18 protein-coding genes and 3 pseudogenes are annotated in these 25,191 nt (G+C 61.7%); 15 read left to right on the plus strand and 6 right to left on the minus strand.

The annotated features are described in order from the left end of the window. Nucleotides 1–138: 138 nt before the first annotated feature. Nucleotides 139–2,322, minus strand: a complete 2,184-nt coding sequence (locus tag M1B34_RS19625) for a hypothetical protein (protein ID WP_268266016.1) — start codon at nucleotides 2,320–2,322, stop codon at nucleotides 139–141. A gap of 196 nt (nucleotides 2,323–2,518) precedes the next feature. On the opposite strand from M1B34_RS19625, the gene M1B34_RS19630 reads away from it, so the two are divergent. Beyond that, nucleotides 2,519–3,415, plus strand: a complete 897-nt coding sequence (locus tag M1B34_RS19630; protein WP_268266017.1) for an NAD(P)-dependent oxidoreductase — start codon at nucleotides 2,519–2,521, stop codon at nucleotides 3,413–3,415. Here the strand turns inward: M1B34_RS19630 and M1B34_RS19635 are convergent. Beyond that, on the minus strand, nucleotides 3,306–5,594 hold the full coding sequence (locus M1B34_RS19635) for a putative bifunctional diguanylate cyclase/phosphodiesterase (protein ID WP_268266018.1): 2,289 nt from the start codon (nucleotides 5,592–5,594) through the stop codon (nucleotides 3,306–3,308). The two genes, M1B34_RS19630 and M1B34_RS19635, sit on opposite strands and share 110 nt — an antisense overlap. 421 nt (nucleotides 5,595–6,015) lie before the next feature. Between M1B34_RS19635 and M1B34_RS19640 the strand changes: the two genes are divergently transcribed. Then, on the plus strand, nucleotides 6,016–7,380 hold the full coding sequence (locus tag M1B34_RS19640) for a spinster family MFS transporter (protein ID WP_268266019.1): 1,365 nt from the start codon (nucleotides 6,016–6,018) through the stop codon (nucleotides 7,378–7,380). A 110-nt stretch (nucleotides 7,381–7,490) separates the two neighbouring features. On the opposite strand, the pseudogene rapA reads toward M1B34_RS19640, so the two are convergent. Next, a pseudogene (gene rapA / locus M1B34_RS19645) lies at nucleotides 7,491–10,336 on the minus strand (RNA polymerase-associated protein RapA). A 217-nt stretch (nucleotides 10,337–10,553) separates the two neighbouring features. Between rapA and M1B34_RS19650 the strand changes: the two are divergent. From M1B34_RS19650 to ccoM, 3 genes are all read left to right on the plus strand, one after another. Next, on the plus strand, nucleotides 10,554–10,895 hold the full coding sequence (locus tag M1B34_RS19650) for an aspartate-semialdehyde dehydrogenase (protein WP_123336462.1): 342 nt from the start codon (nucleotides 10,554–10,556) through the stop codon (nucleotides 10,893–10,895). 172 nt (nucleotides 10,896–11,067) lie between these two features. Beyond that, nucleotides 11,068–11,229, plus strand: a complete 162-nt coding sequence (locus tag M1B34_RS19655) for a hypothetical protein (protein WP_008074569.1) — start codon at nucleotides 11,068–11,070, stop codon at nucleotides 11,227–11,229. 143 nt (nucleotides 11,230–11,372) lie between these two features. Continuing rightward, nucleotides 11,373–11,489, plus strand: coding sequence for a cytochrome c oxidase subunit CcoM (ccoM, locus tag M1B34_RS33760; RefSeq protein ID WP_015634423.1), 117 nt, complete (start codon nucleotides 11,373–11,375; stop codon nucleotides 11,487–11,489). Nucleotides 11,490–11,639: 150 nt separating this feature from the next. Here ccoM and M1B34_RS19660 read toward each other — a convergent pair whose 3' ends face one another. After that, nucleotides 11,640–13,115, minus strand: coding sequence for an inorganic phosphate transporter (locus M1B34_RS19660; protein WP_123336460.1), 1,476 nt, complete (start codon nucleotides 13,113–13,115; stop codon nucleotides 11,640–11,642). A gap of 356 nt (nucleotides 13,116–13,471) precedes the next feature. Further along, a complete protein-coding gene (locus M1B34_RS19665; protein ID WP_268263628.1) occupies nucleotides 13,472–13,672 on the minus strand; it encodes a hypothetical protein in 201 nt (66 codons plus the stop codon). A 619-nt stretch (nucleotides 13,673–14,291) separates the two neighbouring features. Between M1B34_RS19665 and pcaR the strand changes: the two genes are divergently transcribed. The 10 genes and pseudogenes from pcaR to pcaC all read left to right on the plus strand — a co-directional run bounded on the left by pcaR (nucleotide 14,292) and on the right by pcaC (nucleotide 23,738). Then, a complete protein-coding gene (gene pcaR, locus M1B34_RS19670; protein ID WP_123336456.1) occupies nucleotides 14,292–15,134 on the plus strand; it encodes a pca regulon transcriptional regulator PcaR in 843 nt (280 codons plus the stop codon). A 292-nt stretch (nucleotides 15,135–15,426) separates the two neighbouring features. Beyond that, on the plus strand, nucleotides 15,427–16,767 hold the full coding sequence (gene pcaK, locus M1B34_RS19675; protein ID WP_123336454.1) for a 4-hydroxybenzoate transporter PcaK: 1,341 nt from the start codon (nucleotides 15,427–15,429) through the stop codon (nucleotides 16,765–16,767). Nucleotides 16,768–17,016: 249 nt separating this feature from the next. After that, nucleotides 17,017–17,109 (plus strand): annotated as a pseudogene (locus tag M1B34_RS19680) (CoA-transferase subunit beta); the annotation flags it as partial. Continuing rightward, nucleotides 17,106–18,310, plus strand: a pseudogene (gene pcaF, locus M1B34_RS19685) (3-oxoadipyl-CoA thiolase). The pseudogenes M1B34_RS19680 and pcaF, both read left to right, overlap by 4 nt. Nucleotides 18,311–18,341: 31 nt before the next feature. Then, on the plus strand, nucleotides 18,342–19,046 hold the full coding sequence (gene pcaH, locus M1B34_RS19690; RefSeq protein ID WP_268266020.1) for a protocatechuate 3,4-dioxygenase subunit beta: 705 nt from the start codon (nucleotides 18,342–18,344) through the stop codon (nucleotides 19,044–19,046). A gap of 1 nt (nucleotide 19,047) precedes the next feature. Then, nucleotides 19,048–19,614 (plus strand): protocatechuate 3,4-dioxygenase subunit alpha, encoded by a 567-nt coding sequence (pcaG, locus tag M1B34_RS19695; RefSeq protein WP_123336448.1) that lies wholly within the window; start codon nucleotides 19,048–19,050, stop codon nucleotides 19,612–19,614. 181 nt (nucleotides 19,615–19,795) lie between these two features. Then, the gene (locus tag M1B34_RS19700; RefSeq protein ID WP_123336446.1) at nucleotides 19,796–21,091 is read left to right on the plus strand and encodes an MFS family transporter; all 1,296 of its coding nucleotides are present in this window, start codon (nucleotides 19,796–19,798) and stop codon (nucleotides 21,089–21,091) included. Nucleotides 21,092–21,139: 48 nt separating this feature from the next. Continuing rightward, nucleotides 21,140–22,504, plus strand: a complete 1,365-nt coding sequence (locus tag M1B34_RS19705) for a 3-carboxy-cis,cis-muconate cycloisomerase (RefSeq protein ID WP_268266021.1) — start codon at nucleotides 21,140–21,142, stop codon at nucleotides 22,502–22,504. A gap of 11 nt (nucleotides 22,505–22,515) precedes the next feature. Continuing rightward, entirely contained in the window at nucleotides 22,516–23,319 is an 804-nt protein-coding gene (gene pcaD, locus M1B34_RS19710; protein WP_268266022.1) for a 3-oxoadipate enol-lactonase, read from the plus strand. Between the two features lie 23 nt (nucleotides 23,320–23,342). After that, nucleotides 23,343–23,738, plus strand: coding sequence for a 4-carboxymuconolactone decarboxylase (gene pcaC, locus M1B34_RS19715; protein ID WP_123336441.1), 396 nt, complete (start codon nucleotides 23,343–23,345; stop codon nucleotides 23,736–23,738). A gap of 111 nt (nucleotides 23,739–23,849) precedes the next feature. On the opposite strand, the gene M1B34_RS19720 is transcribed toward pcaC, so the two are convergent. Beyond that, a complete protein-coding gene (locus M1B34_RS19720) occupies nucleotides 23,850–25,115 on the minus strand; it encodes an OprD family porin (RefSeq protein ID WP_268266023.1) in 1,266 nt (421 codons plus the stop codon). Nucleotides 25,116–25,191: the final 76 nt, after the last annotated feature.

The following is a 25,191-nucleotide window of genomic DNA, read 5'->3' on the forward strand; positions in this document are numbered from 1 at the left end:
GCGCAGCGGCCCGGCGACAGGGTTTCTTCGTTTTTGCGGACGTCATCGCTGGCAAGCCAGCTCCTACAGGTGTGTGGGCGATGCACCTGTTGTAGGAGCCGGCTTGCCGGCGATCCGCGCAGCGGCCCGGCGATGAGCTTAGAAGGCGGTTTTGCCGGTGTGGTTGTTGAGCGAGATGACTTTGGTTTTACCGATGCGGTGACGGTAAATCTCGCGCAGGTACTTGATGGCCTTCTTCACGCAATCCCGGGACAGGCGGATGTCGTTGATCGAGACGAACTTGTCCTTGTCGTTGATCAGCTCGCGGTACTTCTTCTCGTACATCGGCTTGATCGCGTACCAGTTGGTGTCGAGGATCTTCGCCGGGTTCTCGAACTCGTTGAGCAGGTCGTCGATCAGGCTTTCGTCGAATTCGTCGCTGACGATGAAGTCGAGGATCGAGTTGTCCAGGGTTTCGTCGAAGCGATACGGGTTGCGGGCGAAGCAACGTTTGATAAAGGCCACGATCAGCGTCAGGAAATCGTCCGACAGGCACGGGCTCTTGGCGATCAGGGTGGTCAGCGAGAGGTTGGCCGAGGCACCGATCACCAGCGCATAGCGTTTGAGGGTGGTGTTGGGGAACAGGCTGTTGAGGTGGGTCTTGAGCCGGTTCAGGTCCATGTAGGACAGCTTGTAATCCTTGGGCAGGGAAACGATGGACACCACCGACGAGCAGTTTTTGAAGAAGTGCAGGTCGTGCAAGGCCGCCGCGTCGTAACCCGAGGCCTTGTACTGCTCAAGCGCCGCGCGGTAGCGCTTGGACTCGATGGGCAGCAGGCTGATGCCTTCGATGGCCTGGGTTACTTTGTTGAAGTGCGGCAGGTCGATGGAGCGGAAGAACAGGTCATCGATGTTCAGGCGCTGGGGCTCTTTCTCGAACACCTTGAACTTGTCGCCGGTAGGCGTTGGTTGTTCCGGCACCACGGACTCGGCGTAGGCAATCGCTACTGGGCCGGCGAGGCTCATGAACAGGTCGTTGGCGTCCAGGCGGATGGTTTCGCCGATATCGATGCCGGCGCGACGGAAGTAGTTCTGGTCGTAGTCGGTGGTCACCGCCTGGGCAGTGAGGATGTTGAAGATCTGCTGGGATATGTACTGGTTGGCGTGCTTCTCCATGGCGTTGACGTCGATGTTCTGGATGTTGCCGTCATCGCTTTCTTCGGCATAACGCATGATGTCGTTGGAGATCAGCATCATCGCGTTCCATGGACGGATGCGGCCCATGACGCTGGCTTCGCTGCTGTCTTCATTGTCGAAGTTGTAGGAGAAGTCCCACTCTTCCGAGAGGTATTTGCACAGCAGGCGGCCGGCGTTGATGTGCAGCGCTTCGGACATTTCGCTGCGGTGGTCCGAGATGTTCGGCAGCACGCAGATGCCGCTGGTGAAGATCGGCTCGAAGACGAAGGAGTGACCGCTTTTGCTGTCGTGCTCGTCCATCGGCTTGGTGTCGAAGGTTTTGTTCATGTACGAGTATTGCTGGGCCAGGCCGAATTCGGAGGCCATGCCCGAACCGGTACCGCCGCCGGCGCTGAAGATCGAAAAGTACAGGCGCGACTGGTTGGCCTTGATCCCGCAGGAGTCGATCAGGTACGAGTGGATCATTTTCCACTCGGGGCTGGAGAAACGCTGGGTGTCCTTGTTGAGGATGATCTTCGCCAGGTACTGGCCGAGGATCGGCGCGTTACCGGCGCCGCCGGCATGGACTTCGGACAGGTCCATGATCTTCATTTTGCTGTAGTCGCGGATAAAACCGCTCTTCTCGCCCTTGCGCGAGAAGCGGATGCGCCCGGCAATGTCTTTGTCCAGGTCGCCAAGCATCACCAGAGGCTCTACCAGGAACACCGGCTTGGTCGCCTTGTTCTGCACCAGGCGCAGGTTGTTGCGGATCCACTGGCCCGGGCTGTAGCCCTTCTCGGCGTAGGATTTGTCTTCGTTGTTGAATTCGTTGAGGTAGAACTTGCGGGCGTTGTACACCAACTCCGCCACATCCAGGGCAATGTTGGAGCCGCAACGGCCGAGGCCGATCAGGCAGACCGAGGGGAATTCCTGGTCACGACGGATCTCGTTGTCGCCTTCCAGGTGCAGCGGCCGGGGGAACACGCTGTCACGCAGGCCGTCGAGGTTGTCGAGGATGCGGTCGGTATTGGTTTCGGTGAAGTACAGGTATTGCTGGGTAGCCAGCGGGCGTGAGCTGGACAATGGCTTCGGCGCTGAGGGGCTGGGTTCGGGAGCGTTCAGCGTCAGTTCGTTGGCCGCATTGGCCGCGTTATTTTTAGAAGTCATTGTTCGCCATATGCCTGGACAGGTTGGCCCGCTGACAAATGTCTTCGAGCCATCACGATAGGGGGTCTCGTCGCTTCATGGAGCGCGAATTTAGCCTGAGCGTCAGGAACTTAGCCTGCGGGTCGCTCTGGGAATCCTTTCCCGGATTCTGTTGAATCGGCCAATATTCGGCGATCTTTAATCAAAAGGAGGCAATGTGATGGCAGAGTTACCTTCCCTGGGGTTTGCCGGAATCGGCTTGATGGGCCTGCCCATGTGCCAGCGTTTGCTGGCCGCCGGCTATCCGTTAACGGTGTGGAACCGCAACCCGGACAAGTGTGCGCCGCTGGTGGCCGCCGGGGCCCGGCAAGTGGCCACGCCGGCGCAGTTGTGCGAGGGCAACACCTTGGTATTGCTTTGCCTGGCCAACACCGAGGTGGTCCGTGAGGTGGTGTTCGGCGCCGACGGCATTGCGCAGAGCGCTCGGGCCGGCCAGTTACTGGTGGACTTTTCCAGCCTGGAACCCACGGCCACCCAGGACATGGCGGCCGAACTGGCCGCCTGCAGCGGCATGGCCTGGGTCGACGCCCCGGTTTCCGGCGGTACGGCCGGGGCCGAAGCCGGCAGCCTGGCGATTATGGTGGGCGGGGCGGCAGCGGACATTGAGCTGGTCCGCCCGGTGCTGCTGCAACTGGGGCAGCGGGTGACGCACATGGGTGCGGTGGGCGCGGGACAGGTGACCAAGGCCTGCAACCAGATGATCGTTGCTTGCAATGCACTGGTAATCGCCGAAGTGGTGGCCCTGGCCGAACGCGCCGGGGTCGATGCCGGGTTGATCGCCGAGGCCCTGGCCGGTGGTTTTGCCGACTCCAAGCCCTTGCAGATACTGGCGCCACAAATGGCCGGCAGCCAGTTCGAGCCGATCAAATGGCATGTGCGTACGTTGCTCAAGGACCTGGACGGTGCCGTGAAGTTTGCCCGCGAGCAGGGCTCGGCAACCCCGGTCAGCGGGCTAGCAGCCCAGTTGATGCGCCTGCATGGCAGCCAAGGCTATCTGGAAAAAGATCCCGCGACTCTGGTGCAGCTGTATCGCGAGCCTGGAACGGCGCATTGACCCCACTGGCCGCTTGCTTGCAGCGCGCTTCAAGCTCCTCCAGCACCCCCGGTAGCTCGCTCAAGGGCACGGGACGGCTGAGCAGGTAGCCCTGTAAATAGTCGCAGCCATGGTATTGCAGGAATTGATACTGCTGCTCGGTCTCGACCCCCTCGGTCACCACCTGTAAATGCAGGGTATGGGCCATGACGATAATGGCCTGGACGATTTCCCGGTCCTGGGTCGACTGGGGGATGTCCTGGATAAACGAGCGATCGATCTTCAGGGTATTGAGGGGCAGGCGCCGGAGGTAGGCCAGGGACGAGTAGCCGGTGCCGAAGTCGTCGATGGACAGCGAGACGCCGAGGGTACGAATCTGCTGCAACAGCACCAGGGTTTTGTCGATGTTGCCCATCAGGGCGTTTTCCGTAACCTCCAGTTCCAACCGTTGCGGCGCGATCCCAGCGTCGTGCAGGGCGGTTTCGATTTCCCCTGGCAGTTCCTCCCGTACGAGGTTCAAGGCCGAGCAGTTGACCGCCACCTTAAGCTGGTCGAACCCACTCTGGGACAGATGGGCCAGATCCTCACAGGCCTTGCGCAGGACCCAGTTGTCCAGGGCCTCGATCAGGCCGTTGGCCTCGGCAATGCCGATGAAACGGTCCGGCGCCAGCAGGCCGTGTAGCGGATGCTGCCAGCGGACCAGGGCTTCTAGCTTGCTGACCTTGGCGGTTTTCAAGTCATAGATGGGTTGGTAGTAGAGTCGCAGTTCGCTGTCGCTGCGCAGGGCGTGGCGCAGTTCTTCTTCGAGCTGCAATTCCAGGGTGGCCCGGGCTTTTAGGTTGCTGCTGAAAAAATGCAGGTTGTTGCGGCCACCGGCTTTGGATTGATACAGCGCCAGGTCGGCATTCTTCAGCAGTTCTTCGCAGGTGGTGCCGTCGTCCGGGAACAGGCTGATGCCGATGCTGGTGGTCATCACCATGCGCCGGCCCGCGAGCTCGATGGGCTCCTTCATTTTTTGCATGATGCGCTGGGCCATGTGCCGAGCCTCGTCGCGCTCCTTGAGGCTGGTGAGGATGCAGAACTCGTCGCCGCCAAAGCGCGCCACCACGTCCTCATGGGTGCGGGTGGAGTGTTTGATGTGGCCGGCGATGACTTTCAGCAACTCGTCGCCCGCGTCGTGGCCCAGGCTGTCGTTGATCCGCTTGAAGTGGTCGATGTCGAGGAACATCACCGCCAGCTTGCCGCCGTAGGTGGTTTTTTCCAGAAGCTTTTCGGCGAACAACTGGTTGAAGCCGCGGCGGTTGATCAGGTTGGTCAGGGCATCGTAGTGGGCCACTTGTTGCAGCGAGACCCGGGCCTGGTCCAGTTGCGAGAGCAGGGCGTTGACCCGGCGCAGGTCGTGCTCCTTGTGTTGCAATTTCTTGTCGGCCAGGGCCGCACTGATGGCGCTGCCGATCACCAGCAGGGCAATCACCGCGATGGTCAGCCCCAGTTGCATGCTGTTGTTGTCCACGGGGGCACGGGCCGGGCTGTCCAGGGGCAGCACCAGGGTCAAGGCGGCCATGCCGGTGAAGTGGCTGCTGATGATCCCGGCCCCCAGCAGCAGGCTGCTGGCGTACTTGAGCAGTTGGTGAAACATGCCGCTGCCGTTGTACAGATGGCGCGACAGCAGCAGGGCGGCGAGGCTGGTACCGATCGCCACGACCATCGAGAGCAGCATCAGCGGCGTCTGGTAGTACTGCACCGCGTTGGAACGCATGGCCGCCATGCCGACGTAATGCATGGTGCAGATGCCCAGGCCGATCCACACCGCTGCGCAGACGTAGCGCCATAACGGCAGTTGCGGGTGACTGAGGGTCTGCATGGCCAGCCACGCGGCGATCAGGGCAATCAGCAGTGACAGCAGGGTCAAGGGCAGTTGGTAGTGCACTTCGATGGGCACTTGCAGGGCGAGCATGCTGATGAAATGCATGGCCCAGATGCCCCCAGCCAGGCAACAGGCCCCGATCCAGCGCCAGAGCCGTTGGGTGGACGGGCGTTCGACGTGCCCGACGCGCTCGGCCATATCCAGGGTGGCGAAGCTGGCGGCGCAGGCCACCAGATAGGCCAGCAGCACCAGAAAGGGGCTATGACTGCAACCGAGTACTGTCTGCCCGCGCTCTGGAAGCTCGGTAAAGAAATGCACACCCAGCCATTCCATAGCATGCCTCGTCTCAGAGTCATCTCAACTCGGTGCCTTGGGGCGCCGACGAATGCCTGGAGTATAGAGGCCGTCCGGCGACCGGGAATGGTGCTGGCAGTTTGCTCCCAACGATTTAGATATGGGCGTAATCGCCAAAGATGCTAAGCGCTTCCGGCGATGACTGTTTCTGTTACCAGGGTTTTCAGAGGCGCCAGCCTGAACGCCGCTCGCAACGGTGGGCGCACAGGCTGTGATCCACGCCATCGGTGCGCTCCCGTCAGGGGGGCGTGTGTGGTTCATGGATTGAGGAGGGGCAGGCCAGGGGCCATGGCTTGATATCAGACTGGCGAATGATCACAGACAGCACGTAGCCGCCTGACTAGATTGCAGCTTCCAGGCTCGGTTGCGTCTGGCCGAATAACAATAAAGAGACCAACCCATGCAGAACTCGACCCAAGCGGCGAATGCCTGGCGCATTCTGTTCCTGTTGTTCCTGGCTAATCTGTTCAATTTCTTCGACCGCACCATCCCCGCCATCATCATTGAGCCGATCCGCATGGAATGGCACTTGAGTGACTTCCAGCTCGGGATCATCGGCACCGCCTTTACCCTCGTTTACGCCATTGCCGGGTTGCCCTTGGGACGCCTGGCCGACACCGGTTCACGCAGCAAGCTCATGGGCTGGGGCCTGGCGACCTGGAGTGCGCTGACCGCGGTCAACGGCATGGTGGGCAGTTTCTGGACCTTCCTCCTGGTGCGCATGGGCATCGGCATTGGCGAGGCCAGCTATGCGCCGGCGGCCAATTCGCTGATTGGTGACCTGTTCCCCGCCCATCGGCGTGCCCGGGCCATGGGCATTTTCATGCTTGGCCTGCCGCTGGGGCTGTTGCTGGCGTTCTTCACCATTGGCGCGATGGTCAAGGCCTTCGACAGCTGGCGCGCGCCGTTCTTTATCGCCGCGGTGCCGGGGTTGGTGCTGGCGGTGTTCATGTTCTTTATCAAAGAGCCCAAGCGCGGTGCGGCGGAAGCGGTGAAGGTTTCCCAGGAACGGGTGGACCGGCCGATTCGCCGGGTGCTGGCGATCCCGACCTTTCTTTGGCTGACCCTGGCCGGCTTGACCTTCAACTTCGCCACCTACGCCTGCAACTCGTTCCTGGTGCCGATGCTGCAGCGCTATTTCCTGATGCCACTGCATGATGCGGCGGTGGCCACAGGGATCATTGTCGGGGTCACTGGGTTGTTTGGCCTGACCCTGGGCGGCTGGGTGGCGGACAAGATCCACCAGCGCGTGGCCAACGGCCGCCTGTTGTTCGCGGCCTTCAGCTTGATCATCACCACGGTGACCACGGCTTGGGCCCTGTATGCCGGGCGCATCGAGATCGGGGTGTTTGTCGCGGTGTTCAGCGTCGGCTGGCTGTTTGCCTACAACTTCTACACCTGCGTGTACACGGCGATCCAGGACGTGGTGGAGCCGCGTTTGCGGGCGACCGCTATGGCGCTGTTCTTTGCCGGCCTGTATTTGCTGGGGGGCGGTTTGGGGCCGGTGGTGGTGGGGGGCTTGTCCGATCATTTCGCCCATGCGGCCATGTATGCCGAAGGTGCGGCGCAAATGACCGAAGCCTTCAAGGCCGCGGGGCTGCACGACGCCATGTACCTGATTCCAGTGGCGCTGTTCCTGACTATGCTGTTTCTGTTCCAGGCCTCCCGTTGTTTTGTCCGCGATGCCCAGCGCATGAAAGATGGGTTGGCGGCGGTGCAAGTACCGCTTGAGGACGCCATCGCCGGCAAGCCCGCTCACACGTGACGGAAGGTGCACACGAGCCCCTGTAGGCGCCGGTTCGTCGGTGATCAGCCACCCAATAAAAAAGGCCCGCATTGCGCGGGCCTTTTTGTTCATCAGGGCAGGGAGGGTGATTAACCCGCCACCAGCACCCGAATCGCTTCCAGTCGCAGTGCGGCTTTTTCCAGCATTGCCAGGCCCTGCTCCTGTTGTTGACGCAGCGCTACCAGCTCGCTGTCGCGTACGGTCGGGTTGACCGCTTGCAAGGCGGTCAGGCGCGCCAGTTCTTCGTCGGTGTCGGCGGCCAGGCGGCGTTGGGCTTCGGCTACGCGCTCGGCGTGACGTGGCGTGACCTTGGCTTCACCGGCGTTGATCCGTGGCGTCAGTTGGTCCCGTTGTGCCTGGATGAACTTGTTGGCGCTGGCCCGTGGCACGCTTTCCAACTGGTCATTCAGGGTCTCGAACGCCACCCGCGACGACAGGTCATTGCCGTTGGCGTCCAGCAGGCAACGCAGGGCGGCCGGCGGCAAGTAACGGCCCAGTTGCAGCGCGCGCGGTGCAACCACTTCACTGACGTAGAGCAGTTCCAGCAGCACGGTGCCGGGTTTCAGCGCCTTGTTCTTGATCAGCGCCACTGCGGTGTTGCCCATGGAGCCGGACAGCACCAGGTCCATGCCGCCTTGCACCATCGGGTGTTCCCAGGTGATGAACTGCATGTCCTCGCGTGATAGCGCCTGGTTGCGGTCGTAGGTGATGGTCACGCCTTCGTCGTCGCCCAGGGGGAAGCTGGCGTCGAGCATCTTCTCGCTGGGCTTGAGGATCAGGGCGTTTTCCGAGTGGTCTTCGCTGTCGATACCGAAGGCGTCGAACAGGGTTTCCATATAGATCGGCAGGGCGAACTGGTCGTCCTGCTCAAGGATCGCCTCCACTAGCGCATCCCCTTCACCCGCGCCGCCGGAGTTCAACTCCAGCAGGCGGTCGCGGCCGGTGTGCAGCTCGGCTTCCAGGCGTTCACGCTCGCCACGGGCTTCGTCGATCAGGGCTTGCCACTCGCCGTCGTCGGCGTTTTCCAGCAGCGGCAGCAGGCGCGGGCCGAACTGGTGCTGCAAGGCGTTACCGGTTGGGCAGGTATTGAGGAAGGCGTTCAGCGCTTCGTGGTACCACTGGAACAGGCGCTCTTGCGGGCTGGTTTCCAGGTACGGCACGTGCAGTTCGATCACATGCTTCTGACCGATCCGGTCCAGACGACCGATGCGCTGCTCCAGCAGGTCTGGGTGAGACGGCAGGTCGAACAGTACCAAGTGATGGGAGAACTGGAAGTTGCGACCTTCACTGCCGATTTCCGAGCAGATCAGCACCTGGGCGCCGAACTCTTCATCGGCGAAGTAGGCGGCCGCACGGTCACGCTCAAGGATGTTCATGCCTTCGTGGAACACCGTGGCCGGGATGCCGGAGCGCACGCGCAGGGCGTCTTCCAGGTCCATGGCGGTTTCCGCGTGGGCGCAGATCACCAGGACCTTGGTGCGCTTGAGCATTTTCAACTGGTCGATCAGCCACTCGACCCGAGGGTCGAATTTCCACCAGCGCTCTTCGTCGCTGGCTTCTGGCTGGGCCTGGAAGCTGACTTCCGGGTACAGCTCGGCGTGCTCGCCCAGGGGCAGTTCCAGGTATTCGTCCGGGCATGGCAGCGGGTAGGCGTGCAGTTTGCGCTCAGGGAACCCTTGCACAGCGGCGCGGGTGTTGCGGAACAGCACGCGGCCGGTGCCGTGGCGGTCCAGCAACTCACGCACCAGGCGCGCGCTGGCTTCGGTGTCGCCATCATTGACGGCGGTCAGCAGGGCTTCACCCTCGTTGCCGAGGAAACCATGGATGGTCTTGTGTGCCTTGGGCGACAGTCGACCTTTATCCATCAGTTCCTGTACGGCTTCAGCCACCGGGCGATAGTTCTCGCTCTCGGCGCGGAAGGCGGCCAGGTCGTGGAAGCGATTCGGGTCCAGCAGGCGCAGACGGGCGAAGTGGCTGTCCTGGCCCAGTTGTTCCGGGGTCGCGGTCAGCAGCAGCACGCCGGGGATGGTTTCGGCCAGTTGCTCCACCAGGGTGTATTCCGGGCTGGCCTGGTCTTCGTGCCACACCAGGTGGTGGGCTTCGTCGACCACCATCAGGTCCCAACCGGCCGCGAACAGTGCGTCCTGGGCCTTCTCGTCGTCCACCAGCCATTCCAGGGCCACCAGGGCCAACTGGGTGTCTTCGAAGGGGTTGCTGGCATCGCTTTCGATAAAGCGTTCTTCGTCGAACAGCGCAACCTGCAGGTTGAAGCGCCGGCGCATTTCCACCAGCCATTGGTGCTGGAGGTTTTCCGGCACCAGGATCAGGATCCGGTTGGCCCGGCCCGACAGCAGTTGGCGATGGATCACCAGGCCGGCTTCGATGGTTTTGCCCAGGCCCACTTCGTCCGCCAGCAAGACCCGCGGCGCGATGCGATCGGCGACTTCACGGGCAATGTGCAACTGGTGGGCGATAGGTTGGGCGCGCACGCCACCCAGGCCCCAGAGCGAGGACTGCAACTGGCGGCTGGTGTGTTCCAGGGTGTGGTAGCGCAGGGAGAACCAGGCCAGCGGGTCGATCTGCCCGGCGAACAGACGGTCGCTGGCCAGGCGGAACTGGATGAAGTTCGAGAGTTGGGTTTCCGGCAGGGTGACCTGCTCGTTCTGCCCATTGAGGCCGTGGTAGACCAGCAAACCGTCGACGTCGTCGACTTCTTGCACGGTCATTTTCCAGCCTTCGAAGTGGGTGATGCTGTCACCCGGGGAAAACTCACGCGAGTGAGGGGCGCATTCCGTAGCGCATACTGGCGTGTGTCGCCAGTGGCCGGATAGAGCACGGTCAGCAAGCGACCGTCCTGTGCCAGAACGGTGCCTAAACCTAGCTCGGCTTCGCTGTCACTAATCCAGCGTTGCCCCGGTTGATACTGCTGCGCCATGCTGCCTGACTCCCGCCTTGAAAAAGCCGACTATCTTAACGGAACGTGGCTCTGAGACCCAAGAACTCTGAGAAAAACACTTGGTTAAACGGTAGCGCAGGATCAGATTTATCCGGCCCAAGGGCACCTTTGGCTGACGATTGGGTCACAAGTTTGCGACAGATGGCTCAAGTCGCCCCCTATGCAGCCGACAGCTTGCCGACAGGAGACTAAAAACATGCTGCCACCGATGCTGCCCCTGAGCGCCGTGCCCGTTACATCCCAGCAGGATCCGATCCGACAGCGTCCGGACATTCCGCCGGTGGTGCCGGTACAGGAAAGCTCCAACGAAAGCACGATCGACCTGCAAAAGCGCGATGCTGAGCAGTCGGCCTTGCTGCTGCGCGAAGAACAGCGTCGCCAGCAGGAACGGCAGAAGCGCCAGCGCGAAGCCGAGGAAGACCCCGAAGAGCACCTGGCGGTGCCGGGTGACGAACTCAATGCCGACAACACCGTGCCGGTGATCCCATTGATCGAGGGCGCGCCGCGCCAGGGGTTGTGGGTGGACGTCGAGGTCTAGGGGCCTGCGGCTGCTCAAAGGCATGGAGCGAGGGATTTTATTGCCACGTGCAGGGTCCGATCACTGGTCAGGCGGCGCTTCACGCCGCATGATTGGCACACCTGCAAGGGCCGTAGGCTGTCTATCCCCAGCGCTGCGGCTGTCATTGAACCCAACGATGCCAAGCCAAACCATGAGCCAAGATGACAAGCTGATCGACCTGAATGCCGAACGTGCCAAGCGTGTGCACGACCTCAATGAAAAGCGTTTGAACGAAGTTCGCCAGGCCTTCGAGCAGGCAATGCCTTTGGGTAAAGCCAAGAAAAAGCCGAAAAACAAACCGAAAAAGCGCTGAGCAGGGCGCTTTTTTTGATTCAGATCAGTTATTCCCCCTTCCTCGTGCCCCGTCTTGGGCGTCATTGACGCCGGTCAATTTTCCCCACCGCCTGTTTGTTTAACTTAGCCCCATCGCAACAGGGCAAGAGCAGGAGGCCAGTCATGTTTTTCGACAATGTGGTGATCGCCGGAGTGCTGACTGTCGGCCTCATGGTTCTGTTTTTCGCAGGGTTTGGATTCTTCATCTGGAAAGACGCAAACAAGCGTAAGAAACCTTAAGTCTTTCCGGTACAACGAGCACGCAAGGCATTTTGGGCAACTTCGGTTGCCCTTTTTTTTGCCTGCCGTTTGGCCGTTACGAGACAAATATTCAGGCGTAAAAAAAGGTGCGACCCGCAAGGGCGCACCTTTTTTCGTGACCGCTGAAGATCAGGTGCCGAGGACGGTGGACGCCAGCCAGAACAGGCCGGCCGACAAGGCCACGGTGGCCGGCAGGGTCAGGACCCAGGCCAGCAGGATGGTCCGCACAGTGCCGCCTTGCAGGCCGCTTTTGTTGGCAACCATGGTTCCCGCTACACCCGAGGACAGCACGTGGGTGGTGGAGACGGGCAGGCTGAATACGTTGGCCAGGCCGATCAAGGCTGCTGCAGTGATCTGTGCCGACATGCCCTGGGCATAGGTCATGCCTTGCTTGCCGATTTTTTCACCGATGGTCAGGACCACACGTTTCCAGCCGATCATGGTGCCCAGGCCCAGAGCCAGGGCGACGGCCAGGATCACCCAGAACGGTGCGTACTCAGTGGTGGCGGTCAGGTCTTTGCGCAGCTTGTCCAGGTCGGCTTTTTCACGCGGGGCGAGACCCGGCAGCTTGCCGACTTTCTTCGCGGTGTCATCCAGGCACAGCAGGTAGCGACGCACTTCAATACGGGTTTCCGACGGCAGCGAATGGTAGTCGGCCACACCTTTGAGGCTGCCCAGCAGCGCAGTGATGGTCGGTTCGGTCTGCTGTGGGTTGCAGCGGAACTTGCCCGGCAGGTCGTCTTTCACGCTTTTGCCCAAGGCCAGGAATTCGCCCAGGGAATCATTGTTGCGCTGGTAGAACTGGCTGAGGTGCAGGGTGGCGTCGCGGGTGCGCTCGATCTGGTAGGTGGTGCTATTGAGGTCGAGCACGAACTGCGCAGGAACGATGCCGATCAGTACCAGCATGATCAGGCCGATGCCTTTTTGACCGTCGTTGGAGCCGTGGACAAAGCTCACGGCCATGGCGGAAATCACCAGTACCAGGCGGTTCCAGAACGGCGGGTGCTTCTTGTCATCGACCTTGCGGCGCTGTTCCGGGGTCTTGTGCATCTTCGAAATCGGACGCCACCACTTCAAGCCGATCAGCACCAGGGCGGCGATGATGAAGCCGGCCATGGGCGAGAACACCAGGGAAGCGCCGATATCGATCGCTTTCTGCCAGTTCACGCCATCGCCCAGGGGAATGTCGTTGAGCAGGGCATTGGCCAGGCCGACGCCCAGGATCGAGCCGATCAGGGTGTGGGAGCTGGACGCCGGAATGCCGAAGTACCAGGTGCCCAGGTTCCAGGCGATGGCCGCAGCCAGCAACGAGAACACCATGGCCAACCCGTGACCGGTGTTGACATTGATCAGCAACTCGACCGGCAGCAAATGGACGATGGCATAGGCCACGCCGACGCCGCCGAGCAACACACCGAGGAAGTTGAAGACACCGGAAAAGAACACCGCCAGGTGCGGTGGCATGGCTTTGGTGTAGATGACGGTGGCAACTGCGTTGGCAGTGTCATGAAAGCCGTTGATGAACTCGTAGGCGAGGACAAAGGCCAGGGCGAGCAAGAGGCTCACAAGCACCCAAGCATCCAGTCCGCTGAATAAATCGATCATGAAGGTTTTCTGACCCGGTCATAAGGGGGCGCGATTATGCCAGAAAACCCCGGTAATCAATGCATAAGGTGCTCGCCGGTAACATTTTTCAACGGAAAAATTGACCGGGAGGAGAGGATCCTGGGAATTTTCGAGGCTCGGATAAGCCATTGAATTCATTGACTGAACGTGCATCGAGCAGCCGATTTGCGAGGCGTGTCGCAGGTTCAAACGCTTGTATGAAATTTCAAGGTGCAAGCCTGTGGCGGGGCCCGGCCCGATTCTGTCAGGTCGCCGCGCCGCCAATCATCCGCCGGGCCGCTGGCTGTGGCCAGGCGGTGGGCGAAGCAGGCTGGAAAAAGATCAAGAGAGCGGCATCAAGGCTGTTCGGCCTTGAGTTCTTTCTCCATCTTTTGCAGTTCTTCGTTAAATGCCTGATCAAGAATACTGGCGCGTTTACGCCATGGTTTGCGTTCTGGTTCAGGTTGGGCGGCGTAGGTGGTGACTTCCCCGCCGTAAACTTCCTTGTAACGTTGTTCCTGGCGCTCAAGTTCCGCGCGCAGTTCGTCTTTCGTCACAGTGTTACCTAATTGAGTTGAGGTAAATTCCGGTGCTACACATTGCCTGTTGGCGATTAATCAGCGCTTGAGGATACGAGCCTGTTTAAAGGCCGAGCTCCTCGCGGTGAATCAACGACGCCCATGTTGCATGCGGCCACGCCACCGGATCAGAACAGCTGTCGTAGCAACAGTCTTGTTTGCTGGCAAACGCATTGGCCGGATGGAACATATAGGGTCAAGCGCTTGCGGCAGGTTCGTCATCTAAGTTTGAGTTGCCTGAGTGACACCCAGACCGGACAAGCAATAAGTCCCGGCGGGTCACCTGCTGCATTATAGCTATCAGGTTGAATAACTCTATTGCCGCAAAGTTAAAAAGTGGCAACTTCTGTGTGAGTATTTTGTGACGTCAAAGTTTTAATCGTTGAATGCTGGACTAGACCAACACCCATCAACGGTACTTTTGCCCTCAATAAGGCTGGCGGGTGAGGGGATGGAAAGCGTCACCTGAGTGGTGATAATCGGGTGTTGCGATTATCGGTCGCTGGTTCGATAATCGCCCGATGTGGGCGGTGCTGGCGTGTGCTACCTCTCCAGTACGCCCTGTCATACGGCAGAACTTCGTCGCAGAGAGCCTGAAATGAACGATCAAATGCGTAATTCCTTTGCCTCCGTGGCACCGCCGATTGTGGCCTCTCCAGCCAAGCGCATTCAGGCTCTGACCGGCGACCCTGATTTCATGACGTCCCTGGCTCGCGGTCTGGCGGTGGTCCAGGCCTTCCAGGAGCGCAAGCGGCACCTGACCATCGCCCAGATCAGCCACCGCACCGAAATCCCCCGGGCGGCGGTGCGCCGCTGCCTGCATACCTTGATCAAGCTGGGGTATGCCACCACCGATGGCCGCACCTACTCGTTGCTGCCCAAGGTCCTGACCCTGGGTCACGCCTACCTGTCGTCCACGCCCCTGGCGGTGTCTGCCCAGCCCTATCTGGACCGCATGAGCGAGCAACTGCACGAAGCCTGCAATATGGCGACCCTGGAAGGGGAAGACATTCTCTACATCGCCCGCTCGGCGACCACCCAGCGTCTGATCTCGGTGGACCTGTCGGTTGGCGGGCGGTTGCCGGCCTATTGCACGTCCATGGGCCGAATCTTGCTGGCGGCCCTGGATGACGCTTCCTTGCGTGAATACCTGGAGCACGCGGATCTGCAAGCCAAGACCAGCCGCACGCTGCACACCCCCGAGGCCTTGCTCGAATGCCTGCAACAGGTACGTCAGCAAGGCTGGTGCATCGTCGACCAGGAGTTGGAGCAGGGCCTGCGTTCCATTGCGGTGCCGGTGTATGACGCCTCGGGCCAGGTGTTGGCGGCGCTGAACGTCAGCACCCACGCCGGGCGGGTCAGCCGGGCCGAGTTGGAGCAGCGTTTTCTGCCGGGTTTGCTCAGTGCCAGTCGCGACCTGAGTGCCCAGCTGTTTGCTTAAGGTGTTCGATAAACGCACAAATACGCGCTTGGCGAATTGACGCTCTTTCCCTTGGCTCATTAATGTCGCGGCAGCGTCATCGGCCGTTAGTGCATGTCACCGGCGGCCAGTGGCGACCCGATAATAATGAAGAGGCCCATCCTCATGAACACAGCATCCCGGCGTCGTCGCCACGACCTGTTCTGCCGTCCCGCGCGAGTCGCCTGATTCCGCTATTCCCTTGATTGTTCGATGACCCGAGCCGTTGCGCCTGGCCTCTGCTCGCCCGCGTTTTTGTGTGGAAATAAAAATAATGACCCAGCCTCAATCCGCCAACTGCCTCGATGTGCAGTCCTTCATTAATACCCAGCCCTTGTCGCGTTATCAGTGGCGAGTGGTGATCCTGTGTTTCCTGATTGTCTTCCTCGATGGCCTGGACACAGCGGCCATGGGCTTTATCGCCCCGGCGCTGTCCCAGGATTGGGGCATCGACCGCGCCAGCCTCGGCCCGGTGATGAGTGCCGCGCTGATCGGCATGGTCTTTGGTGCCCTGGGTTCCGGGCCGCTGGCTGACCGCTTCGGTCGCAAAGTGGTGCTGGTAGGGGCGGTGTTGGTGTTCGGTGCCTTCAGTCTGGCCTCGGCCTACAGCAGCAACGTCGATCAATTGCTGGTGCTGCGCTTCCTCACGGGCCTGGGCCTGGGTGCCGGCATGCCCAACGCCACCACCTTGCTCTCGGAATACACCCCGGAGCGCCACAAGTCGTTGTTGGTCACCAGCATGTTCTGCGGCTTTAACCTGGGCATGGCGGGCGGTGGTTTTATCTCTGCCAAGCTGATTCCGGCCTTCGGCTGGCACAGCCTGTTGCTGATCGGCGGCATCCTGCCGCTGATTCTGGCAGCGGTGCTGTTGCTGTGGTTGCCGGAGTCGGCACGTTACCTGGTGGTGCGCAATCGGGGCACCGACAAGGTGCGCAAGACCTTGGCCCCCATTGAGCCGACCATCGTTGGCCAAGCCACCAGCTTCAGCGTGCCGGAACAGAAGACCGTCAAGGCTCGCAACGTCTTCGCGGTGATTTTCTCCGGCACCTACAGCGTCGGCACCTTGCTGCTGTGGCTGACCTATTTCATGGGTCTGGTGATTGTCTACCTGCTGACCAGTTGGCTGCCGACCCTGATGCGTGACAGTGGCGCAAGCATGGAACAGGCCGCGTTTATCGGCGCCTTGTTCCAGTTCGGCGGGGTGCTCAGTGCCGTTGGGGTGGGCTGGGCCATGGACCGCTTCAACCCGCACAAGGTCATCGGCACGTTTTACCTGCTGGCCGGGGTGTTCGCCTACGCGGTAGGCCAGAGCCTGGGCAATATCACCCTCCTGGCCACCCTGGTGCTGATTGCCGGTATGTGCGTCAACGGTGCGCAATCGGCGATGCCTTCCTTGGCGGCGCGTTTCTATCCGACCCAGGGCCGGGCCACTGGCGTTTCGTGGATGCTGGGCATCGGCCGTTTCGGCGCGATCCTGGGGGCCTGGATGGGCGCCACACTGTTGGGCCTGGGCTGGAACTTCGAGCAAGTGCTGACGGCGCTGGTGATTCCAGCGGCCTTGGCCACCGCTGCCGTGTTGATCAAAGGCATGGTCAGCCATGCGGATGCCACCTGATACGGGCTGCGACTGGTTGACCGGCCCTGTGCAGGCAAGTCCGCCCCGGCAATTCCTGCCGGGCCGGGCTTGCCCACAAGCTTTTATGGAGATAGATAGCCTTGCAACAATCCGTTCGATAAGCGAACGCTCAGTCGATTATCGGATTGTTTGGGCGTTTGCCCCGGCTTAATCTTCAGTACCTTTATCTTCAATTGCTTTGGCGTGCCCCTCGCGCCGTTTTTTTCAGCGGTCCGATAAACGTCGCAGACCGCCGTACTGACCGAGATCGAATTGACTGCCCTGCGTGACCTGGAAGCGCGGAATGCCGCCGCTCACGGCCAAGCCCCTGGAGAAGCCTGATGCGTGAAGTATTTATCTGTGATGCCATTCGTACCCCTATCGGCCGTTTTGGCGGTGGTCTTTCGGCCGTGCGCGCCGACGACCTGGCCGCCGCGCCGATCAAGGCGTTGATGGAACGCAACCCGTCGGTGGACTGGACAGCCGTTGACGAGGTGTTCCTCGGCTGCGCCAACCAGGCCGGTGAAGACAACCGCAACGTGGCGCGCATGGCGCTGCTGCTGGCAGGGCTGCCAGAGAGCATTCCGGGCGTGACCCTGAACCGTCTCTGCGCTTCGGGCATGGACGCCATCGGCACGCCTTCCGGGCCATTGCCAGCGGCGAGATGGAGCTGGCGATTGCCGGTGGCGTCGAGTCCATGTCCCGCGCGCCGTTTGTCATGGGTAAGGCCGACAGCGCTTTCTCGCGCAACATGAAACTGGAAGACACCACCATCGGCTGGCGCTTCATCAACCCGTTGATGAAAGCCCAGTACGGTGTGGATGCCATGCCGCAGACCGCCGACAACGTGGCCGACGATTACAAGGTGTCCCGTGCCGATCAGGACGCCTTTGCCCTGCGCAGCCAGCAACGTACTGCCGCCGCGCAAGCCGCCGGGTTCTTCGCTGAAGAAATCGTTCCGGTGCGCATCGTCCATAAAAAGGGCGAGACTGTGGTTGAGCAGGACGAGCACCCACGTGCCGATACCTCCCTGGAAACCCTGAGCAAGCTCAAGCCGGTCAACGGCCCGGATAAGACCGTCACCGCCGGCAACGCCTCGGGCGTCAACGATGGCGCGGCCGCCCTGATCCTGGCCTCGGCCGAAGCGGTGAAAAAACACGGCCTGACCGCCCGTGCCCGCGTATTGGGCATGGCCAGCGCCGGTGTCGCGCCGCGCGTCATGGGCATCGGGCCGGTGCCTGCCGTGCGTAAACTGATCGAGCGCCTGGGCGTGGCGGTCAGCGATTTTGATGTCATCGAACTCAACGAAGCCTTCGCCAGCCAAGGTTTGGCGGTATTGCGTGAGCTGGGCCTGGCGGACGATGCGCCTCAGGTTAACCCCAACGGCGGTGCCATTGCCCTGGGCCACCCGTTGGGCATGAGCGGTGCACGCCTGGTCTTGACCGCTTTGCATCAGCTAGAAAAGACCGGCGGCAAGAAAGGCCTGGCGACCATGTGCGTCGGTGTTGGCCAAGGGCTGGCACTGGCGATTGAGCGCGTCTGACGCGCTGCTTTATAAGAAGAGAGAGTTGAACATGACTGACAAGCCCGGTTACCGGCGCCCGCAAGCGGGCACTCAGCCTGATTACTTGCACCCTGAATACAAGTCCACCAACCTGCGCTCGCCGTCCCAGCCGTTGGTGTTCCTGCCCCATTCGCTGTCGGAAATCACCGGCCCGACCATCGGCGCCGATTACCTGCAGGACAAGGATAACGACCTGACTGCCCAACACGCTGCCGAGCCCCAGGGCGAACGCATCATCGTGCACGGGCGGGTACTGGATGAGAACGGCTTGCCGGTGCCGGGGATCCTGGTGGAGATCTGGCAGGCCAACGCCGCCGGTCGCTACAACCACGACCGCGACCTGCACGATGCGCCCCTGGACCCGAACTTCACCGGCACTGGCCGCACCGTCACCGACGCCGACGGCTGGTATCAGTTCCAGACCATCAAGCCCGGTGCCTATCCGTGGGGCAACCACCACAACGCCTGGCGCCCGGCGCATATCCACTTTTCGCTGTTCGGCCCGAGCATCCTCACGCGCCTGGTGACCCAGATGTACTTCCCGGGTGACCCGCTGCTGGCCTACGACCCGATCTACAACTGCGTACCAGACACCCGTGCCAAGGAACGCCTGATCGCCAGCTTCGACCTGGACAAGACCATCCCTTCCTACGCCCTCGGCTACCGCTGGGACATCGTCCTGCGCGGCCGCGATGCCACGCCGATGGAGAAATAACATGACGCTGACTGCGACCACTTCCCACACCGTCGGCCCTTACTACCACATCGGCCTGACCTGGCTGAACCGTGAAGACCTGACCCAACCCGAGACCTGGGGCGACCGCGTAGCGATCACTGGGCAAGTGGTGGACGGCAACGGTGACTTCGTCAACGACGCGATGCTGGAAATCTGGCAGGCCAACGCCGTGGGCAAATACGATCACCCCGAAGATGAACAGGACAAAGCCCTGGACCCGAACTTCCAGGGTTTCGGCCGCGTGCCGGTGGACGCCGAAGGGCGTTTCCGTTTCACCACCATCAAGCCGGGGACCGTGCCGGGCCTCAAGGGCAGCACCCAGGCACCGCACTTGGTGGTGCTGGTGTTCGCCCGTGGCCTGGTCAAGCACTTGCTGACCCGCATCTACTTCGATGCCGAGCCTGCCAATGCCAACGACCCGCTCTTGGCCTGCGTGCCCGAAGCGCGTCGCGGCACCTTGTTGGCCAAGGCCGATGCCGATGGCCAGTACCAGTGGAACGTGATTCTCCAGGGCACCGACGCTGAGACGGTGTTCTTCGATTATTGAGTTCGCTGGGTGTTGATTGCCGGCAAGCCGGCTGCTGCGAGCCCACGATCTCGTAGAAGCCGGTTTGCGGGCATCGCCTTGAGGCCAGAAGCGCTGATCGGCGCCTGGTCGATGGGCTTTGCGGAACGGGACTGTTGCTAAGTGTGTCTAGACTCACACGGTCCCCTCAGAGTGAAAAACCATGACAAGCACAACCAGTCACTACACCAGCGAGGAACGCAGCAAGAGGATCTTCGCGATCGTCGGTGCGTCTTCCGGCAACCTGGTCGAATGGTTCGACTTCTACGTCTACGCCTTTTGCGCCATCTATTTCGCCCCAGCCTTCTTCCCCTCCGATGACCCCACGGTGCAGTTGCTCAACACCGCCGGTGTGTTCGCCGCCGGGTTCCTGATGCGTCCCATCGGCGGCTGGCTGTTCGGCCGAGTGGCCGACAAGCACGGGCGCAAGAATTCCATGATGATCTCGGTGCTGATGATGTGCGCCGGCTCCCTGGTCATCGCCTTCCTGCCGACCTACGCCAGCATTGGCGCCTGGGCCCCGGCGCTGCTCTTGGCGGCGCGGCTGTTCCAAGGGTTGTCGGTGGGCGGCGAGTACGGCACCACGGCCACCTACATGAGTGAAGTGGCGCTCAAGGGGCAGCGTGGCTTCTTTGCTTCCTTCCAGTACGTGACCCTGATTGGCGGGCAACTGCTGGCAGTGTCGGTGGTGGTGATCCTCCAGCAGTTCCTCGACGAAGCGGAGTTGAAAGCCTGGGGCTGGCGCATTCCGTTTGTCATCGGTGCCATTGCGGCGGTGATCTCGCTGTTGTTGCGGCGCTCCCTGAAGGAAACCAGCAGTAAGGAAATGCGTGAAGACAAGGACGCCGGCAGTATTGCCGCGCTGTTCAAGAATCACTCCAAGGCCTTTATCACCGTGCTCGGCTACACCGCCGGCGGCTCGCTGATTTTCTACACCTTCACCACCTACATGCAGAAGTACCTGGTGAACACCGCCGGCATGCACGCCAAGACCGCCAGCTACATCATGACGGGCGCGCTGTTCCTCTATATGTGCATGCAGCCGTTGTTCGGCATGCTTGCCGACAAGATCGGCCGGCGTAATTCCATGCTCTGGTTTGGCGCCCTGGGCACCCTGTGCACGGTGCCGATCCTGCTGACCCTGAAAACCGTCACCAGCCCGTTCCTGGCCTTTGTATTGATCACCCTGGCGTTGGCCATCGTCAGTTTCTACACCTCCATCAGCGGCCTGGTGAAGGCCGAGATGTTCCCGCCGCAAGTGCGTGCGCTGGGGGTGGGCTTGGCGTATGCGGTGGCGAATGCGATCTTCGGCGGCTCTGCGGAGTACGTGGCCCTGGGCCTCAAGTCCCTGGGCATGGAAAACACCTTCTACTGGTACGTCACGGCGATGATGGCGGTGGCGTTTCTGTTCAGTCTGCGCCTGCCCAAGCAGGCGGCTTATCTGCACCACGATCTTTGACCTGTTCGCCGGCGCCCATGGTGGGCGCTGGCTTCCATAGGACTGTTTATGAGTACACCGGCGAGCAATCAGCTGTTTGATGCCTACTTCACCGCCCGCGACATGCGCGGCGTGTTTTGCGACCAGGGCCGGGTCCAGGCCATGCTCGACTTCGAGGCTGCCCTGGCGCGGGCTCAGGCCCGTGTGGGGTTGATCCCGTCGAGCGCGGTGGCACCGATCGCAGCCGCCTGCCAAGCCCAGCGTTACGATTTTTCGGCCCTGGGTGATGCGATTGCTACGGCGGGCAATTCGGCGATTCCCCTGGTCAAGGCCCTGGGCAAGCAGATTGCCCAGTCCGATGCCGAGGCCGAACGCTATGTTCACCTGGGAGCTACCAGCCAGGACGTGATGGACACCGGGCTGGTGCTGCAACTGCGCCGCGCCCTGGCATTGCTCGAAGCCGACCTGGAACGTCTCGGTGGAACCCTGGCCGCCCAGGCCAAGCGCTACGCGACCACGCCGTTGGCCGGTCGTACCTGGTTGCAGCACGCCACGCCAGTGACCCTTGGCATGAAAATCGGCGGCTGGCTGGGGGCGCTGACCCGCAGTCGGCAACGCCTGCAAGAACTCAAGCCACGGCTGCTGGTGCTGCAGTTCGGCGGGGCGTCCGGAACCCTGGCCGCCCTGGGTGACCAGGCCCTGCCGGTGGCCGAGGCCCTGGCCACCGAGTTGCAGCTGACATTGCCGGAGCAGCCTTGGCACACCCAGCGTGATCGCCTGGTGGAATTCGCCGCGGTGCTGGGCTTGATCGCTGGCAGCCTGGGCAAGTTGGGCCGGGACATCAGCCTGCTGATGCAGACCGAGGCGGCGGAGGTGTTCGAACCTTCGGCGCCGGGCAAGGGTGGGTCGTCCACCATGCCGCACAAACGCAATCCGGTGGGCGCAGCGGTGTTGATCAGCGCTGCGACCCGGGTGCCGGGCTTGGTGGCGACGATGTTCAGTGCCATGCCCCAGGAGCACGAGCGCAGCCTGGGGCTGTGGCACGCCGAATGGGAAACCCTGCCGGAGATTTGCTGCCTGGTGTCTGGGGCCCTGCAACAGGCGTTGCTGGTGGCTGAAGGGCTGGAAGTCGATGCCGAGCGCATGCTGCGCAACCTCGATCTGACCCAGGGCCTGGTGCTGGCCGAAGCGGTCAGCATTGCCCTGGCCCAGCGTCTGGGTCGCGAGACGGCACATCATCTGTTGGAACAATGCTGCAAACGCGCGGTGGCTGAACAACGCCATCTGCGTGCCGTACTGGGGGACGACCCGCACGTGACCGCCGAATTGTCGGCGGCCGAGTTGGACCGTCTGCTGGACCCTGCCCATTACCTCGGCCAGGCGCACACCTGGGTCGAGCGTGCCGTGGCCGAACATTTCGCGTTGAACGCCTGAAGGAGACTGCTGTGGGATTCGTACAACTCGCCGATGGCGAACTGCACTACTTGATCAACGAGCGGCAGAGCGAGGGTCCTGATGAGGCCCCGGTGCTGGTGCTGTCCAACTCCCTGGGCACCGACCTGCACATGTGGGACGCGCAGATTCCGGCGTTCACCGAGCATTTCCGGGTCCTGCGTTTCGACACACGTGGCCATGGCAAGTCCCTGGTCACCGAGGGCCCTTACAACATCGAACAGCTGGGGCACGACGTGCTGGCCCTGCTGGACGCCTTGAATATCCAGCGTGCGCATTTCTGCGGCCTGTCCATGGGTGGCCTGATCGGCCAGTGGCTGGGCATCAACGCTGGCGAGCGCCTGCACAAGCTGGTGGTGTGTAACACCGCGGCGAAGATCGGCGAGCCGGCCATCTGGAACCCACGGATCGAAACCGTGCTGCGTGACGGCCAGGCGGCCATGGTGGCCCTGCGTGATGCCTCGATCGCGCGCTGGTTCACCCCGGACTTCGCCGAAGCCCATCCGGACCAGGCCAAGCGTATCACCGACATGCTGGCGGCCACTTCGCCACAAGGTTATGCGGCCAACTGCGCTGCGGTGCGCGATGCCGACTACCGTGAGCAGGTGTCGGCGATCAAGGTGCCGACCCTGGTGATTTCCGGCACCGAAGATGCGGTGACGCCGCCGTCGGGCGGGCATTTCATCCAAGAGCGGGTCGCCGGCGCCGAGTACGCCGAGTTCTATGCTGCCCACCTGTCCAACGTTCAAGCCGGTGCCGCGTTCAGCGACCGGGTTGTGGAATTTCTGCGGGCTTGAGTGCCCCATTCAAGGAGCCCCTTGTGGACGAGAAACAACGTTACGACGACGGCATGCAAGTGCGTCGCGCGGTGCTGGGCGATGCCCACGTCGACCGCAGCCTGAGCACCCTGACCGAGTTCAACTCGGAGTTTCAGGAAATGATCACCCGCCACGCTTGGGGCGATATCTGGACCCGTCCGGGTTTGCCGCGGCACACCCGCAGCCTGATCACCATTTCCATGCTGATCGGCATGAACCGCAATGAAGAGCTCAAGCTGCACTTGCGGGCGGCCGCCAACAACGGCGTCAGCCGTGGCGAGATCAAGGAAGTGATCATGCAGAGCGCGATTTACTGCGGCATTCCGGCGGCCAATGCCACCTTCCACCTGGCAGAATCGGTGTGGGACGAGCTGGGCGTGGAGTCTCGCGAGGGCTGATTGCCCTGGCGCGTTAAAACACAAAGGCCAGCCCGGTAACGGGCTGGCCTTTGGCGTTTCTGCTGCTCGGGTATGGGCCGGAAGCGCCCCGCAGGACGCTCCGGCGCAACGTTACAACAGGCTCAGAGGGTAGCTGACGATCACCCGGTTTTCGTCGAACTCGTTGGTGCTGAAGTCGCGGCGCATGGTCGAGTTGCGCCATTTGAGGCTGAGGTTCTTCAGGGTGCCGCTCTGGATGGTGTAAGCCAGTTCCGACTCGCGGCCCCACTCCTTGCCGTCGGTAACCCCCCCAGTGTGCACGTTGCTGCCGCTGATGTAGCGGTTCATCAGGGTCAGGCCCGGAACGCCGAGGCCGGCGAAGTTGTAGTCGTGGCGCACCTGCCAGGATTTTTCCTGGGCGTAGTCATAGCTGGCGTTGTAGCTGTCGTTCGCCAGGGTGCCGCCGCTGGTGCCGTTGACGCGCATCCAGGCGCTGTCGCCGGTGAGTTTCTGCAGGCCGACATAGAAGGTGTTGCTGCCGTACTTGGCGGAGAACAGGCCAGACCAGGTGCGGTTGTCCAGGTTGCCGGCCAGGGCGCTGCCGTCTTCCTTGCCGTAGAAGTAGCCGAGGTTGGCGCCCAGGGTCCAGTCGCCCAACGGTTGGCTGTGCACCAGGTTGACGTATTGCTGGCTGTAGATGTCTTTCAGCTCGGCATTCCACACGCCGATCAGGGTGCGCTTGTCGTTGAAGGTGTATTCGCCGCCCTGGAAGTTGAAGCGATCGGAGGTGATGCCGGCTCGGCCGTTCATCGACATCTCGGTCATGCTGCTGTCGTTGCGCGGGCTGTTTTCGCGGAATTGGCCGCCGTACAGGGTCAGGCCGTCGATTTCCTTGGAGGTGATCTGGCCACCGCGGAAGGTTTGCGGCAACGAGCGGCCGTCATCGGAGCGCAGGATCGGCAGCACCGGCATCCATTCCCCGACCTTCAGTTCGGTCTGCGACAGCTTGGCCTTGAAGGCCACGCCCAGGCGGCCGAAGTTGTCGGCCGGGCGGCCGTCATTGTCGGTCGGCAGCAGTTGGGTGCCGCGGGTGCCTTTGCCGCCATCAAGTTTCACCGAGTAGGTGCCCAGTACGTCCATGCCGAAGCCGATGGTGCCCTGGGTGAAACCGGACTTGGCGTCGAGGATAAAGCTTTGCGTCCACTCTTCAGCCTTGCCCTGGGCGTTGTCCGGGTTGGTGAAGTTGCGGTTGATGTAGAAGTTGCGCAGGTTCAGGTTGGCCTTGGCGTCTTCCAGAAATCCGGATTCCTCAGCCATGACCGGTACGGCAGCGCTGGCCAGGGCCACGGCCACGAGGCTTGGCAAGAAGAGGTGTTGAGGGGCGGTGATTGGCTTCATGTTGTCGCTCTCTAATTGTTAGGGGTGCAGCACTGCACTGCGGCAAAAACACTTGTCGCAAGGGTTCGGAAGTAGG

It is taken from the genome of Pseudomonas morbosilactucae, assembly GCF_023241715.1.
Taxonomy (GTDB): domain Bacteria; phylum Pseudomonadota; class Gammaproteobacteria; order Pseudomonadales; family Pseudomonadaceae; genus Aquipseudomonas; species Aquipseudomonas morbosilactucae.